The organism is Shinella sp. WSD5-1, assembly GCF_963942435.1.
GTDB classification, from domain to species: domain Bacteria; phylum Pseudomonadota; class Alphaproteobacteria; order Rhizobiales; family Rhizobiaceae; genus Shinella; species Shinella yambaruensis.
The window spans coordinates 4,670,393-4,684,314 of record NZ_OZ012596.1; the positions used below are offsets into that span (position 1 = coordinate 4,670,393).

General features: G+C 66.8%; 13 protein-coding genes. 3 read left to right on the top strand and 10 right to left on the bottom strand.

Annotated elements, in window-relative coordinates:
- Nucleotides 1-15 precede the first annotated feature (15 nt).
- The 3 genes from AABQ55_RS22925 to AABQ55_RS22935 all read right to left on the bottom strand — a co-directional run bounded on the left by AABQ55_RS22925 (nucleotide 16) and on the right by AABQ55_RS22935 (nucleotide 2,168).
- Nucleotides 16-681, bottom strand: a complete 666-nt coding sequence (locus tag AABQ55_RS22925) for an N-acetylmannosamine-6-phosphate 2-epimerase (protein WP_272806722.1) — start codon at nucleotides 679-681, stop codon at nucleotides 16-18.
- 96 nt (nucleotides 682-777) lie between these two features.
- Nucleotides 778-1,617 carry a MurR/RpiR family transcriptional regulator gene (locus AABQ55_RS22930; RefSeq protein ID WP_336314389.1) on the bottom strand — a complete coding sequence of 280 codons (840 nt, stop codon included), beginning with the start codon at nucleotides 1,615-1,617 and terminating at the stop codon, nucleotides 778-780.
- 116 nt (nucleotides 1,618-1,733) lie between these two features.
- Entirely contained in the window at nucleotides 1,734-2,168 is a 435-nt protein-coding gene (locus AABQ55_RS22935) for an Lrp/AsnC family transcriptional regulator (RefSeq protein WP_064331380.1), read from the bottom strand.
- Between the two features lie 126 nt (nucleotides 2,169-2,294).
- Between AABQ55_RS22935 and AABQ55_RS22940 the strand changes: the two genes are divergently transcribed.
- Nucleotides 2,295-5,345: an aminotransferase class III-fold pyridoxal phosphate-dependent enzyme gene (locus AABQ55_RS22940; protein ID WP_272807522.1), complete on the top strand. Its 3,051-nt coding sequence runs from the start codon at nucleotides 2,295-2,297 to the stop codon at nucleotides 5,343-5,345.
- A 24-nt stretch (nucleotides 5,346-5,369) separates the two neighbouring features.
- Here the strand turns inward: AABQ55_RS22940 and AABQ55_RS22945 are convergent, their stop codons facing one another.
- The 3 genes from AABQ55_RS22945 to nirK all read right to left on the bottom strand — a co-directional run bounded on the left by AABQ55_RS22945 (nucleotide 5,370) and on the right by nirK (nucleotide 8,331).
- On the bottom strand, nucleotides 5,370-6,065 hold the full coding sequence (locus tag AABQ55_RS22945) for a Crp/Fnr family transcriptional regulator (protein WP_272807523.1): 696 nt from the start codon (nucleotides 6,063-6,065) through the stop codon (nucleotides 5,370-5,372).
- Between the two features lie 75 nt (nucleotides 6,066-6,140).
- Nucleotides 6,141-7,055: a formylglycine-generating enzyme family protein gene (locus AABQ55_RS22950; protein WP_272806723.1), complete on the bottom strand. Its 915-nt coding sequence runs from the start codon at nucleotides 7,053-7,055 to the stop codon at nucleotides 6,141-6,143.
- Between the two features lie 133 nt (nucleotides 7,056-7,188).
- Entirely contained in the window at nucleotides 7,189-8,331 is a 1,143-nt protein-coding gene (gene nirK / locus AABQ55_RS22955) for a copper-containing nitrite reductase (RefSeq protein WP_272806724.1), read from the bottom strand.
- Nucleotides 8,332-8,543: 212 nt separating this feature from the next.
- Here nirK and AABQ55_RS22960 point away from each other — a divergent pair, with 212 nt between their 5' ends.
- The gene (locus AABQ55_RS22960; protein ID WP_272806725.1) at nucleotides 8,544-9,758 is read left to right on the top strand and encodes an NnrS family protein; all 1,215 of its coding nucleotides are present in this window, start codon (nucleotides 8,544-8,546) and stop codon (nucleotides 9,756-9,758) included.
- A gap of 40 nt (nucleotides 9,759-9,798) precedes the next feature.
- On the opposite strand, the gene AABQ55_RS22965 is transcribed toward AABQ55_RS22960, so the two are convergent.
- The 4 genes from AABQ55_RS22965 to AABQ55_RS22980 are packed head-to-tail and all read right to left on the bottom strand — an operon-like array spanning nucleotide 9,799 to nucleotide 12,304.
- A complete protein-coding gene (locus AABQ55_RS22965) occupies nucleotides 9,799-10,098 on the bottom strand; it encodes a metal-sulfur cluster assembly factor (protein WP_272806726.1) in 300 nt (99 codons plus the stop codon).
- Nucleotides 10,099-10,102: 4 nt separating this feature from the next.
- Entirely contained in the window at nucleotides 10,103-10,636 is a 534-nt protein-coding gene (locus AABQ55_RS22970) for a DUF2249 domain-containing protein (protein WP_272806727.1), read from the bottom strand.
- Between the two features lie 3 nt (nucleotides 10,637-10,639).
- Nucleotides 10,640-11,992: a hypothetical protein gene (locus AABQ55_RS22975; protein ID WP_272806728.1), complete on the bottom strand. Its 1,353-nt coding sequence runs from the start codon at nucleotides 11,990-11,992 to the stop codon at nucleotides 10,640-10,642.
- A gap of 33 nt (nucleotides 11,993-12,025) precedes the next feature.
- Nucleotides 12,026-12,304, bottom strand: coding sequence for a DUF2249 domain-containing protein (locus tag AABQ55_RS22980; protein WP_272806729.1), 279 nt, complete (start codon nucleotides 12,302-12,304; stop codon nucleotides 12,026-12,028).
- Nucleotides 12,305-12,531: 227 nt separating this feature from the next.
- Here AABQ55_RS22980 and hemN point away from each other — a divergent pair, with 227 nt between their 5' ends.
- Nucleotides 12,532-13,884 carry an oxygen-independent coproporphyrinogen III oxidase gene (gene hemN, locus AABQ55_RS22985; protein ID WP_272806730.1) on the top strand — a complete coding sequence of 451 codons (1,353 nt, stop codon included), beginning with the start codon at nucleotides 12,532-12,534 and terminating at the stop codon, nucleotides 13,882-13,884.
- Nucleotides 13,885-13,922: the final 38 nt, after the last annotated feature.

Consider the following 13,922-nt stretch of genomic DNA (forward strand, 5'->3'; position numbering starts at 1 on the left):
AAAATATCGGGGCCGTCAGCCGGCAAGCGCGTCAGCAAAGCGCCGGGTGATCTCGTCGGGCCGGGTGATTGCCGAGCCGACGACGACGAAGGCCGCGCCGAGCGTGAGGGCGCGCCGCGCCTGCTCCGGCTCCCAGATGCGCCCTTCGGCGACGAAGGCGATACCGGCCTGCGCAAGGTCGCCCATCAGCGCGAAATCCGGGGCGGCCGTGCCTGCGGTATAGGGCGTGTAGCCGGAAAGCGTGGTGCCCACGAAATCCGCACCGGCGGCAATGGCCTGCCGGGCCTCCGCGAGCGTGCTGACATCGGCCATGCTGGCCTTCCCCAGCCGCGTAATCTCCGACACGATATCGGCAACCGGCACGGGGCGCGGCCGGTCGGTGGCATCGAAGGCGATGACATCGGCGCCCGCGGCCACAAGGCTGCGCACGTCTTCCAGCGAGGGCGTGATGTAGACGTCCGAGCCCGGCTGGGCGATCTTCGTGATGCCGATGATCGGCAGGTCGATGGCGCCGCGAACGGCCTGCACGTTGCGCACGCCCTCGATCCTCACGCCCGCCGCGCCGCCGAGAGCCGCCGCCCGGGCGAGCGCCACGATATGCTCCGTGGCATGGAGCGGGCTCGTTTCCGCCGCCTGGCAGGACACGACGAGCCGGCCCCGCATTGTTTCCATGATGTCCATGAACACCGCATCTCCCTGAATGGAAGGGACGTTACGGTCTTTGATGGAAATCGTCAATAATTTTCTTCATATGAAGATTATCTTCAAAACTTATCTTCAGATGTTGCGGTCACTGACGCTCTCCGCCGTGTCCTTGATCGTCTCCAGCCGTGCCGGATCGAGTTTGGTGATGGTGCTGGCGATGGCATCGACGATCAGGAGCTGGCTAATCTTCGACTGGAAGGCTCCCCCGGTCAGCGGCGTTTCCGGCGAGGAGGCGAGCAGCACGAAATCGCAGATCGCCGCGAGCGGGCTCTTCGTCCGGTTGGTGATGCCGACGATGCGCGCGCCCCGCGCATGGGCATTCTCCGCCACGCGCAGCGTGTCGATGGTCGAGCCGGAGGTGGAGACGAGGATATAGAGGTCGGCGGCCGCCGCTGTCGCCGAGGCCATGGTGGCAAGATGCGAATCCCGGGCGATATGGGCGGAAATGCCGAGCCGGGCGAGCTTGTATTCGAGATATTGCGCCGTGATGGCGGAGGCCGCCACGCCAAAGATCTCGACATGGCGGGCGGACAGCAGCAACGACGACACGTCCGCAATGACCTTGCGGTCGAGCAGCCGCTGCGTCTCGTCGAGCGCGATGCGCGCCGTTTCGACGAGTTCCTGCACGACATCCCCAGGCGTCGCCGTGGAGACGGGCTGCTGCAAGGTCGCAAGTTCATGCGCCAGGGCCAGCTTGAAGTTCTGGAAGCCGGGGTAACCGAGCTCGCGGCAGAAGCGGATGACGCTCGCCTCGGAGGACTGCGCCTCTTCGGCAAGCTCCGTTATGCTCTTGAAGAGAACGGATTGCGGATCGGCAAGCACGAAGGCGGCGACCCGTTCCAGGGCCCGGGTCATCGTTGGCGCATGCGAGCGGATTCGCGCGATCAGCGGCGGTTGAGGATGTACGTCCACCTGGTTTCCTTGCTGGATCTAAGCTTTCGGGTCGCCTGATTCATAGGCGACGGAGGGCCGAAAGAAAACAGTCCGCCGCCGGAGCCGCACGCATGCGGCAGCCAGGCACGCCGGGATCAGCTCCGCTCGATATCACGCCGGAGCACGATGGAGGTCGTCAGATCCTCGACATTGTCCATGGTCGAGACCTCGTTGCGCAATTCGTTGAGCGCATTGATCGAGCCGACCTCCACCTCCACCACGAGATCGAGCTGGCCGCTGACCGAGGAGACCTTGCGCACCGCGGAAAAGCCGGCGAGGCGGTCGAGCACGCCGATCGAGGGCGTGCGCTTGAGGGTGACGAGCAGGAAGGCCTGGATCTGCCCGTCGTCGAGCTGGCCGATATCCGCCCGGTAGCCGCGGATGATCCCGGCCTTTTCCAGCCGGCTGACACGCTCGGTGGTGGCGCTGCGCGAAAGGCCGATCCGTCCCGCCAGCGACTTCATCGGAATGCGCGCTTCGCGTGAGAGGATGCTGAGGATCGTGCGATCGATGGCGTCCGTATCCTGCATGGCTCCTCCTAACAACACGCCGACAAGATGACGGTTATTATAAACAGAGTGCCGGCACAACCGGCATAATGCCGGATGCGCCGCCGCGCCGTCCATGCAACTCTTCCGGCAGGAACGAGGATGACCATGAACGACATGCTGAAGACGACCCCGGATTTCTCCATCGACGCCGCCGCCGCGCTGCTTGCCGAGCACTACGGCCTTTCCGGCATGCTTTCGCCGCTGGCCAGCGAACGGGACCAGAATTTCAAGGTGGAGACGGCGGAGGGGACCTTCATCCTGAAGATCGTCAACGCCGCGGAGCCTGAGGTCGAGAGCGATTTCCAGACGGCGCTGCTCGCCCATCTCGGCGCCAATGCCGGCGACCTGCCGGTGCCGCATATCCGCCCGGCGCTGTCCGGCGCGAGCCTTGCCTCCACCACCGGGCCGCATGGCGTGCGCCATCGCATCCGGCTGGTCAGCTGGGTCGAAGGCAGGCCGCTCGCCGAGACGGAACGCAGCGATGCCGCGCTCCACGCCCTCGGCCGCATGCTCGGCCGTTTCGATGCGGCGCTGAAGGGCTTCATGCATCCGGGCGCCCTGCGCGATCTCGACTGGGACATCCGCCATGCCGGCCGCTCCGCCGGGCGCCTGCAGCATGTCGCCGCCGCCGAGGACCGGGCGCTGCTCGAACGCTTCCTTACGCGTTTCGCCGCCATTGCCCCGCGCCTTGCGATGCTGCGCGCCGCGGTGATCCACAACGACGCCAACGACTGGAACGTGCTCGTCGACAATGGCGATGCCGACCGGATCTCCGGCCTGATCGATTTCGGCGATGCGCTGCATGCGCCCGTCATCGCCGAGGTCGCCATCGCCGCCGCCTATGCCGGCCTCGACCATGCCGACCCGATCGGCGCGGCCGCTGCCATTGCCAGCGGTTTTCATGCCGAATATCCGCTGCAGGAAGAGGAGATCGATCTTCTCTACGACCTCATCGCCATCCGCCTCGTCACGTCCGTGACGATCTCCGCCTCGCGCCGCAGCCACACGCATGACAACCCGTATCTCGCCATCAGCGAGCGCCCGGCCTGGACGCTGCTGCGCAAGCTCGACCGCATGAACCCGCGTTTCGCCACCGCCATCCTGCGCAAGGCCTGCGGCTTCGAGGCCGCGCCGGGCGCCCGCGCCGTCGCCGGCTGGATCGCGAGGAACCGCAAGGCGCTCGCCCCCCTGCTGGAGCGCCCGGCCGCGACCTATCCGGCAGCCCTTGTCCCCTACGGTGACCCGGCCCACCCGATGACCGTCACGTCCGCCGCCGGGCAACCGGACGCGGCGCAGGCGATCTGGGAGGCCCATTGCCGCGAGAACGGCATCGAACTCGGCATCGGTCCCTTCGGCGAGGAGCGCACCGTCTATGCCGGCGAGATGTTCGTCTCGCGCTTCATCGAGAAGACGCGCCGCACCCGCCATCTCGGCCTCGACCTCTTCATGTCCGCCGGCACGAAGGTCTTCACGCCGCTGCCGGCGATCGTCGTCAGCGTCGAGATCGAGAAGGAGCCGCTCGGCTACGGCTGCCTGATCGCACTGCGCCACGAACCGGAAGGCTGCCCGCCCTTTACCAGCCTCTGGGGCCATCTCGCCCATGAGGCGACGGGCCGCCTGAAGGCCGGCGAACGGCTGGAAGCCGGCGCACTCGTCGGCGAGATGGGCCTACCCATGGAAAACGGCGGCTGGGCGCCGCATCTCCATCTCCAGCTCTCCACCGACACCAATCTCTCCGCCACCGAAATCCTCGGCGTCGGCGAGGCCCGCTATCTCGACGTCTGGGCGGAGCTCTTCCCCGATGCCAGCACCTTTGCCGGCATCGCCGGGGAGTTCTACGAACGCCACGGCCGCTCGCATGAGGAGATCGTCAAGCTCAGGCGCGAGCTGCTCCTGCCGAACCTTTCCATCTCCTACGACAAGCCGATCAAGTTCGTGCGCGGCGAAGGCGTCTTCCTGATCGACGACAGCGGCCGTGCCTATCTCGACTGCTTCAACAATGTCTGCCACATCGGCCATGCCCATCCGGTCGTGGTGGAGGCGATGGCGAAGCAGGCGGAAACACTCAACACCAACACCCGCTACCTGCACGACAACATCGTCGCCTATGCCGAGCGCCTGACGGCGACGCTGCCGAAGGAACTGACGGTCGCCGGCTTCGTCAACAGCGGATCGGAAGCCAACGGCCTGGCGCTCAGGCTGATGCGGGCGCATACCGGCCGCGAGAACGCCATCACGCTCGACTGGTCCTATCACGGCACGACGCAGGAACTGATCGACATCAGCCCCTACAAGTTCCGCCGCAAGGGCGGCAAGGGGCCGAAGCCCCATGTCCATGTCGCGGCCGTTCCGGACAGCTACCGCGCGCCCGACGACTGGCCGGTCGAGGAGCACGGCAAGCGCTTTGCCGAAAGCGTCGCGGAGCTGATCGCCGGCATGCAGGCCAGGGGCGAAGGCCCCGGCTTCTTCATCGCCGAATCCATTCCGAGCGTCGCCGGCCAGGTCTTCCTGCCCGAAGGCTACCTCAAGGAGGTCTACCGGCTGGTGCGCGCGGCGGGCGGCGTGTGCATCGCCGACGAGGTTCAGGTCGGCTTCGGCCGCGTCGGCAGCCATTGGTGGGCCTTCGAGACGCAGGGCGTCGTGCCCGATATCGTCACCATGGGCAAGCCGATCGGCGATGGCCATCCCATGGCCGCGGTGGTGACGACCCGCGCGGTGACCGACAGCTTCAACAACGGCATGGAATATTTCAACACCTTCGGCGGAAACCCGGTTTCCTGCGCCGTCGGCCTTGCCGTGCTCGATGTCATCGAAGGCCAGGACCTGCGCGGCAATGCGCTGGCCATCGGCAATTATCTGATGGATGCCTTCCGCGCCATGCAGGCGCGATACGATGTGATCGGCGACGTGCGCGGCCTCGGCCTCTTCCTCGGCATCGAGCTCGTCACCGACCGCAGGACGAAGGCGCCCGCCACCGAGTTCGCCCGCGCCGTTTCCAACGGTGCCCGCCGCCGCGGCGTGCTCATGGGAACGGAAGGGCCGCATGACAACGTCCTGAAGATGCGCCCGCCGATGATCTTCTCGAAGCGGGACGCCGATCATCTGATCGCCGTGCTCGAGGAAACCTTCGCCGACGTCACGCGGACCCTGGGCTAGGAGAAGCGCGCCCGCAAGTGGCGCCTATTCGCGCGCGCCCTCGGCAAGCGCCGAAAGTCCTGCCATGTCGCGGATCAGCAGTTTCTGCCGCCCGCCCTCGACGAGGCCGCGTGCCTCCCAGGCGCTGAGAATGCGCGAGACCGTGTGCAGCGTCGTGCCGGTCATCTCGGCGATATCCTGCCGCGAGATCGGGAAGTCGATGCGGATACCGGCCTCTTCCTTCCGCCCGGCCTGCTGGGACAGGCGAAGCACGGCATGCGCCACCCGGCGCTCTACCTCCTGCGTGGACATCTCGCGGATACGGGTATGGGCCTCTTCCAGCCGCTGGCCGATCGTCTGCATGGCCGTGACGGCAAGGCGGGGGTTCTGCTCGACGAAATGCGGCCAGAGATCCGTCGGCCAGCCGAGGATGACGCTTTCCGTCGCCGCCCGCGCGGTGCCCGGATAGTCCGTGCGCTGCAGCGCCTTGGCAAAGCCGAAGAGGTCGCCGGGATGCACGACGCGAACGATGATCTGCTGGCCGTCTTCCGTCACCTGCGTCACCTTCAGCCGGCCATGCAGCAGGAGGAAGAAGCTCGACGCCTGCTGGCCCTGTTCGAAGATGGCGTCGCCCTGTGCCACGCGGCGCGCCGTCGCATGGGTCAGCAGCCTGTCGAGGTCCTCGTCGCTCATCCTGTCGAACAGGGCAAGCGAGCGGACGACGGTCCGGTCGATCTTCACAGCCAAATCCCTCTCGCGTGAAAGCTACCGGCTTCTATCACGCCATGCCGCCACCTGAAAGTTTGAACATCCCCGTCAGAAAGAAAACCCCTTTTCCTTCAAGGCAACGAGCAGGGGCGCATACCAGCGCGTGTCCTTGACGAGGCGGAAGCCGACATTGTCCGGCGGCACGCCGACGGCGCAGCCGCCGCCCTTCGGGTTGCGCACGAACGAGCTCATCGCCGCCCGGTGCTTGCCGCTGGCAATGTAGATGCCGCACGACGACACGTCGTTCACCACCCGGCCCGCCTTGTCCAGATTGACGCGCCGGTGGCAGGTCGCGGTCCATTCCCAGACATTGCCGGCGAAATCGGCAAGGCCGAACTCGTTTTCGCCGAAGCGGCCGAGCGGCTGGGGAACGGGATCGCGCGAGGCCTTGCGCGCCGCCTCTCGGCGATAGTCCGCAAGCCAGCGCTCGGCCGGATTGGTGCTGTTGATGTCGACACCGAGCGCATCGTCGGGAAAGCGCGTGCCGGCGGCGAAGGCGAGATCCTCGTCGCTCGGCAGGGCCCAGATCTCGCCGGTGCGGGCGCTCAGCCAGCCGGCATAGGCCATCGCATCGTCATAGCTGACGCCCGTCGCCGGCGCCGTGGCCGCTTCCGCCGGCACGAAGCCGGGTTCGGCCGGCGCGCAGGCGCCGTCTGCGACGCAGCGCCGGTAGTCGGCCGCGCTCACCTGGTATTTCATGATGGTGAGCGGGCGCCGCACGGTGACCGTCTTGACCGGCCCGTCCACGGCAAAGCCGTTGCGGAAGAATTCGCCGCTCTCGCGGTATTCGAAGCGGCGCGGCGCGATCTCCACCGTCATCGGCTCGTCCAGCACGGGACCGGCGGGTGTAGCGCCGATAATGTCCGTCTTCACCGCGATGCCGCCGGCAAGCGCGGCGAGGAGCAGCGCGGGAAGGGCGAGCGATGTCCAGGTAATGGCGGGTTTCGAAGTCAGTGCAGCCATGACGGCCTCCTTGCGCATCGCCCGGACGATCGTTCGGCGTCCGGGACGGGCGCCGCTTTCGGACCGGGCCGCCGGCGGCGGCCCGCATTGGCACGCCCGCCCTCACGAACGGGCATGCCGGCAGCTCAGGGTGTCAGGCGCCGCTCGGCGGCGTGACCGAGGTCATCAGGTCGTCGTTCCACTCGCCGGTGACCGTGAAGTGGGCGGCGGCGCCCAGTTCGAAGGCCTCGATCAGGTTGTGGTTGACATAGGCGTAGATGCCGGGCTGCTCGAAGGTGTAGAAGGCAGCGCCCGCCGTGCCGCCCGGTATGAACCAGGTCTCCTGGTCGACGTCCGGCACGTTGCGGAACTTGCCGGTCGCCCAGACATAGTCGCCATGCCCCCCGATCAGGTGCGGCCTGGTATCGCGGTTGGCCTGCGAGTGCACGATCAGCACCTTCTCGCCCACCTTGGCCTGCAGGGCATTGTCGCCGGTCAGCGCCCCGACGGCGCCGTTGAAGACGATGTGGCTCGGGGTCAGCGTGCGCATGACTTCGAGCGTATCGGCATACGATTCGCCGACGCTCTCATACTTCTTGTAGTTCCCTTCGGCGTCGCGCGGCACGTAGAAGTCCTGCTCGCCGACATAGTAGACCCGGTCATAGGTCAGCTCCTTGCCGTGCCCGTCCGTCAGGCCCTCGCGCGGCAGAACCATGATGGCGCCGTTCATGCCCGAGGTGACGTGCCAGGGCACCATTCCGGGAGGTGCGCAGTGGTAGACGAAGACGCCGGCCTTGGTGGCCTTGAAGCGCAGCACCGTGCGTTCACCGGGGTTGACCACGGTCAGCGCGCCGCCGCCGAGCGCACCCGTTGCCGAGTGGAAGTCGATATTGTGCTGCAATTCGTTGGTGTCGGGGTTGATCAGCGTCAGCTCGACATAGTCGTTCTGGTGCACGACCATCAGAGGCCCTGGAACCGAGCCGTTGAAGGTCATCGCATGGACCTCGGTGCCCTTGTCGTCGAGGATCATCTTCTTTTCCTCGATCGTCATGGTGAATTCGTAGACTTTCGGTCCGCCTTCGGCCTTCTGGGTATGGGCGTGAACGAAGGGCGGCTTGACCAGCTCGACCTTCACGCGTTCCAGCTTGGCGATGTCGGCCGCCGTTGCGGCTGCATTTGTCTCGATGGCGCCGCCTTCCGCTCGCGCCATCGACGCCGCAATGATCGGCGTCAGGACGCCGGCAAAGGCGGCTCCGCCCAGGATTGTGCGGCGTGTCATCTGAAACTGCTCGGTCATTGTTTCTCTCCTTTTGAAAGGACGGAGCGGTGTATCGCCCGGTCCTCTCTGTTCTAGGAGCATTCGCGCCGGCCTCTTTGTGATGGGACAAACAGGTCTTTCCGGCCGCTGCGGCATTTTGGCAGATGCTGATTTGCTCTTTGCCATCTCGCAAAGAAAGAGCCCCGCGGGTGCCCTAGAAAGAGCTGACAAATGCGAAGGAGCAGATCCAAATGAGCGCAAGCCAACCCGCAACGCGCATCAGCCGCGCCGTTCCCCGCGGCCTTTCCCGCACCGGCCCGGTGTTGTTTTCCTATGGCTTCCGGCCGTTCTTCCTCGGCGCCGGCCTGTGGGCGGTCGCCGCCATGACATTGTGGATCGCAGCGATCACCGGGCATATCGAGCTTGGGGGCGATTACGGCGCGCCCAACTGGCACGCCCATGAGATGCTGTTCGGCTTCGCCTCCGCCGTGCTCGCCGGTTTCCTGCTGACGGCGGTGCCGAACTGGACCGGGCGCCTGCCCGTCTCCGGCTGGCCGCTCTTCGCGCTGTTTGCACTCTGGTGCGCCGGACGTATCGCACTGCTCGTGCCAGACACGATCGGCGTGACCGCGGCGGCCGTCATCGACGGGCTCTTCCTGCCGGCGCTGCTTGCCATCTGCACGCGCGAGGTCGTGGCGGGGCGCAAGTGGAAGGACCTGAAGGTACTCGGCGGCCTCCTCGCCTTGTCGGTTGCCAACGGCATCTTCCATGTGGCGGCCATCGACGGCGAACACGACCACATGGCGATCCGCCTTGCCGTCGCCGCCTATGTCGTGCTGGTGATGATCGTCGGCGGCCGCATCCTGCCGAGCTTCACCCGCAACTGGCTCAACAAGTCCGGCCGCACGGATTTTCCCGTGCCCTACAACCGCTTCGACATGGTCGCCATCCTTGCCGGCGTCGGCGCGCTCACCGCCTGGACGCTAGGGCCCGAGCACCCCGGCACCGCCGGCCTCGGCCTGGCCGCCGCCCTCCTGCATTGCATCCGCCTCCACCGCTGGCGTGGTTGGACGACGCGGCCGGAAAAGCTGCTCGTCGTCCTGCACGTCGCCTATGCCTTCGTGCCGCTCGGCCTCGCGTCCATCGCCCTCAGCGCGCTCGGTTTTCTGGAGGAGCGCTCCGTGCTGCATCTTCTCTCGGTCGGCGCCATCGCCTGCATGATGCTGGCCGTCATGACGCGGGCGAGCCTCGGCCATACCGGCCGCCCACTGCAGGCCTCGCGCCTCACCGTCACCGCCTATGGCGCACTGATCCTCTGCGCGCTCATCCGCCCGCTCGGCGAGGTCTTTCCCGAGGCGAGCCACCTCGTCTACGCCGCTTCCGGGCTTCTCTGGATCGCGGCCTTCGGGCTCTTCTGCCTGGAATATGCGCCGATCCTCGCGCGCAAGCGCCGCGCACCGCTCTGAACGCGAAACGGCCCGGAAGCAGTTCCGGGCCGTTTTCTGCCTAGCCTTCCGCCACTATCATCTCCGGCGTCCAGGGCGGCTCGTAGGTCAGCCGCACCTCGGCATATTCGACGCCCGGCACATACCAGACGCAGTTGCTCACGGCATCCTTGAGGTAGTCGCTTGCCGGGCAGCCTCGCGTCGTCGTCGTCATGGCTATGCGCGCGATGCCCCCCTCCTCCACCGCGATCTCGTAGATCAGGCCGAGATCGACGATGTTGCGGCCGATCTCCGGGTCGATGATCATGCGCAGGGCATTGCGGATGGCCTCGGTCAGCGCAGCCTTCTCGTCCTCGTCCATCGGATCACGCCTTTGCCCGGCCGGTCCGCACGAGGATGCGGTAGGCCGAACCCGTCTCGTCGAAATTGCCGGCCCACTGGTGGCCGCGCTTCGTCAGTTCGGGGAACAGGAACAGCGGCTCGCGGGAAAGAACCGCGAAGAGGACCTCGCCCGGCCCGAGCGTCTCGGCCGCCGCAAGGATGCGGACCATCGGCTCGGGCGGATCGAGGTCGCTGAGATCGAGATGAAGCGAGGGATCCGGCCAGGTCTCAGGGCGATCCGCATTGTCGGAGGTTTCGACGGGTGCCACCACCTGCTGCGGCGTGAAGAGGACCTCCCAGTCGCCGCCCTCGATCTCATGGGCCTCATGGTCGAAGCCGCGGCTCGCCATGACGCGGAACAGCGGCTGGGGGCGGAAGGTGGCGAAGAGCCGGAGCCCCTGCCCGGGGCCGAGCGACTGCACCGCCTCCATGATCGCCTGGAACGGCTCGCCGCCGCTTTCCAGGATCGGCCGCACGTCGAGGGTCTTGGGGGCGATGGCGTTTGAGACGTCGGACATCGGTTATCTCCTTGAAACAAATGTAGGCAGGAAGAGATGGGGGCGCACCATGCCGGCCGGCGCGCGCAGCGCTTTCGGCACGATGCAAAGCCGGCGCGCGCGGATGAGTTCTCCTATCAAACCCAGCGTCGCGGCCAGCTGCACGAGGACCGCCGCGCGAAAAACGCCGGAAGCCTCCGCGAAAAGCGCGAGCGTGGCCGCCGCCACCGCGCCGTAATAGAACCAGAACAGGACACGCCCGCGTCCTTCATCGACCAGATCCTGCACGCGCGGCACCGGCGCGCGGCCGAGCACCGGCCCATAGGCCTCCAACCATGTCAGGAAGGCGACGATCTTGTAAAGCTGGGCAAGCCCCAGCCCCGTCAGCCAGCCGAAGACGAAAAGGTAGACGACCGCCGCAAGCCCCTCGCCCGCACGGACGCCAGGCAGGTTGAGCAAGGCGACGGACAATAGAAGCGCGCCAAAGGCAGCGAACGTCGCCCGGATGTTCAGCTCCGCCTGCTTGCGCTTGCGCGAGCGGTAGAGATGCACGACATCGCTGCCATACAGCAGCACCGCGGCGAGCGTCAGAAGGAGGGCGGCGGCAAAAAGCGCCGTCACATCGGAGGCGGCGAGAAGGACGACCGGAATGCAGACGGTGACAAGCCCGATGGCAAGGCTTGCCGCCCACCAGACTATGCGGCTCGTCGGCCGCTCCGTCTCAGGTGCCAGCAGGAACATGGCGAGCAGCCGGTAGCTGACGCCGACCGCGGTGATGCTCAGCCAGCCGCCAAGGCCCAGGGCCGCATGCAAATCCACGCCGTCGGCGACGAGCCGCACAAGCAACAGATTGTCGCTGGTGCCGGAAAGGGCAAGCGTGAAAGCGAAACCGACAAGGGCCGCGCCGACGAGCGCCGACAGCCCGACGGCGACGAAGCGCGCCGGTAGCGGAAGGGGCCGCGCCGCAAGAAGCGTGGCGGCGAGGACGGCGGCGAGGAGGACGAAACCGGCCAGCAGCAATCCGCCCCCGAGGGGCAGGAGCGCGAGTGGCAGGTCGATGGCGCCGGACAGCGCCACGAAGCCGCCGACCAGCGCGCAGAGCCCGGCAACGATGAGCAGCAAGGCAGGCGCCGCGAACCGCCCGCCGACCAGCGGACGGGCGATCAGCACCGGCACGAACTGCAGGAGCGCGCCCGCCATCAGGAGGCTCAGCCAGCCGATCGCAAGGATATGGACGAGCACCAGGGTTTCCGGCGCGCTGACGGCGACGGTCGGATAGCCGTAGCCCGCCAGCATCAGGCCCTGTCCTATGACGAGCATCAGACAGGCCAGGGCGAAATAGGACATGGTCCAGCGGGAGAGCGTCGCGCCCTGCATAAGGTTTCCCCTTCGCCGTGTGCCGTCTGCCGCCTAGTGGTCCGAGCCGCAGCAGCAATCGCAGCTGCGGTCCTCGATCCGGTCGATCTCGACGCGCCAGACCTCCGGTCCCTGTTCGAGATAGTCCCAGCCGAACTGGCCCGGGAAATTCGTCTCGAGCTGGTAGTGCAATGGCCGCGGATCGTGGTCGCTGGTGATCAGCATCGATTTACCGGGAAGCAGCGCGCCGAGCATGCCGAAAATGCGCGGATGACGCTCGCGCGGGGCAATGGTGCGGACATCGATGGAAGGCTTGGCCTGGTCGTCTGACATGGTTTTCTGTTCCGTCCCGGCCGCTCCGATCCCGTTCCGGAAGGCACGGCCCGACCGACCGGAACCAGCCGACGCTAACCCCGCGACCTGCCCGCCACTTTGACGTTGCGCAAACAATTCGGGAAATGCGCGGCCGCGACGTCCCGCTGCTTGGCTTTTCGCAAAGAAGCACTCCGGCCCGGCCCCTAGGCTCCTCCCATTCATCCACCCGGACAAAGGAATGCGCCATGCAACAGGCCCTGATCGAAAAATACGGCGAGGCACGGCTGCCGCGCTATACAAGCTATCCGACGGCGCCGGGCTTTTCGCCGACCGTCGGCACCGGCACCTATGGCGACTGGCTTGCCGCCATCAAGCCCGGCACCGATGCCTCGCTCTACCTGCACATCCCCTTCTGCCGCTCCATGTGCTGGTACTGCGGCTGTCACACGACAATCACCCAGCGCGACGAGCCGATCCTCGACTATATCGACATGCTCCGAAAAGAGATCGACCTCGTCTCCGGGACGATCGGCGGCCGGCCGATCATCCGCCATGTGCATTTCGGCGGCGGCACGCCCACCATCATGCAGCCGGAGGAGTTCCGCGACCTGATCGGCCTCCTGCGCGCCCGCTTCGCCTTTGCCGGCGGCGCGGAGATCGCCGTTGAGATCGACCCGCGCACCCTCTCCGCCGAGATGGCGGTCGCGCTCGGCGCAGCGGGCGTCACCCGCGCGAGCCTCGGCGTGCAGAGCTTCGATCCCGTCGTGCAGAAGGCGATCAACCGCATCCAGAGCGAAGCGCAGACGGCCGAGGCCGCTAAGCGGCTGCGCAAGGCCGGGATCAGCGGCATCAATTTCGACCTCATCTACGGCCTGCCGCACCAGACGGTCGCCTCCTGCATCGCGACCGCGCAGGCAGCGATCCGCATGCGGCCAGAGCGTTTCGCCGTCTTCGGCTATGCCCACATCCCCTCCTTCAAGAAGCACCAGCGGCTGATCGACGAGCGCGCGCTGCCCGATGCCGCCATGCGCAGCGCGCAGGCCGAGGCGATCGCCGAAACGCTTGCCGCCGCCGGTTATGTACGCATCGGCCTCGACCATTATGCCCTGCCGGAAGACGACCTTGCCGTTGCCGCCCGGCAAGGCCGGCTGCGCCGCAATTTCCAGGGCTATACGACGGATGCCTGCACCACGCTGATCGGCTTCGGCGCCTCGTCGATCGGCCGCACGGCGGAAGGCTACGTGCAGAACGAGGTGCCGCCCGGCCTCTATGCCCAGCGCATCGCCTCCGGCCGCCTCGCCACCGCCAAGGGCTACCGGCTGACGGCGGAGGACCGGCTGCGCGCCGAGATCATCGAGCGCCTGATGTGCGATTTCCGCGTCGACGTGACGAGCATCGCCGCGCGGCACGGTTTCGATGCGGCCCCGCTTCTTAACGGCAATGCCCGGCTGGCGGCGCTTGCGGAGGATGGCGCGATCGACATCCGCGGCGGCACCGTGACGGTGAAGCAGGACCACCGCTTCATCATCCGCGCGGTCGCCGCCGCCTTCGACGCCTATATCGACCAGTCGGCCCGCACGCACAGCAAGGCAGCTTGAGACAAAAAGGGCCCGGCATGGTGCGGCATGCCGGGCCC

What these genes read in the sequence shown, in the direction of transcription:
- AABQ55_RS22940 (WP_272807522.1), top strand. Translation starts at nt 2,295, where the DNA reads ATGAACGACATGCTGAAGACGACCCCGGATTTCTCCATCGACGCCGCC.
- AABQ55_RS22965 (WP_272806726.1), bottom strand. Translation starts at nt 10,098, where the DNA reads ATGGACGAGGACGAGAAGGCTGCGCTGACCGAGGCCATCCGCAATGCC.
- hemN (WP_272806730.1), top strand. Translation starts at nt 12,532, where the DNA reads ATGCAACAGGCCCTGATCGAAAAATACGGCGAGGCACGGCTGCCGCGC.
- AABQ55_RS22975 (WP_272806728.1), bottom strand. Translation starts at nt 11,992, where the DNA reads ATGCAGGGCGCGACGCTCTCCCGCTGGACCATGTCCTATTTCGCCCTG.
- nirK (WP_272806724.1), bottom strand. Translation starts at nt 8,331, where the DNA reads ATGACCGAGCAGTTTCAGATGACACGCCGCACAATCCTGGGCGGAGCC.
- AABQ55_RS22970 (WP_272806727.1), bottom strand. Translation starts at nt 10,636, where the DNA reads ATGTCCGACGTCTCAAACGCCATCGCCCCCAAGACCCTCGACGTGCGG.
- AABQ55_RS22960 (WP_272806725.1), top strand. Translation starts at nt 8,544, where the DNA reads ATGAGCGCAAGCCAACCCGCAACGCGCATCAGCCGCGCCGTTCCCCGC.
- AABQ55_RS22950 (WP_272806723.1), bottom strand. Translation starts at nt 7,055, where the DNA reads ATGGCTGCACTGACTTCGAAACCCGCCATTACCTGGACATCGCTCGCC.
- AABQ55_RS22925 (WP_272806722.1), bottom strand. Translation starts at nt 681, where the DNA reads ATGGACATCATGGAAACAATGCGGGGCCGGCTCGTCGTGTCCTGCCAG.
- AABQ55_RS22935 (WP_064331380.1), bottom strand. Translation starts at nt 2,168, where the DNA reads ATGCAGGATACGGACGCCATCGATCGCACGATCCTCAGCATCCTCTCA.
- AABQ55_RS22980 (WP_272806729.1), bottom strand. Translation starts at nt 12,304, where the DNA reads ATGTCAGACGACCAGGCCAAGCCTTCCATCGATGTCCGCACCATTGCC.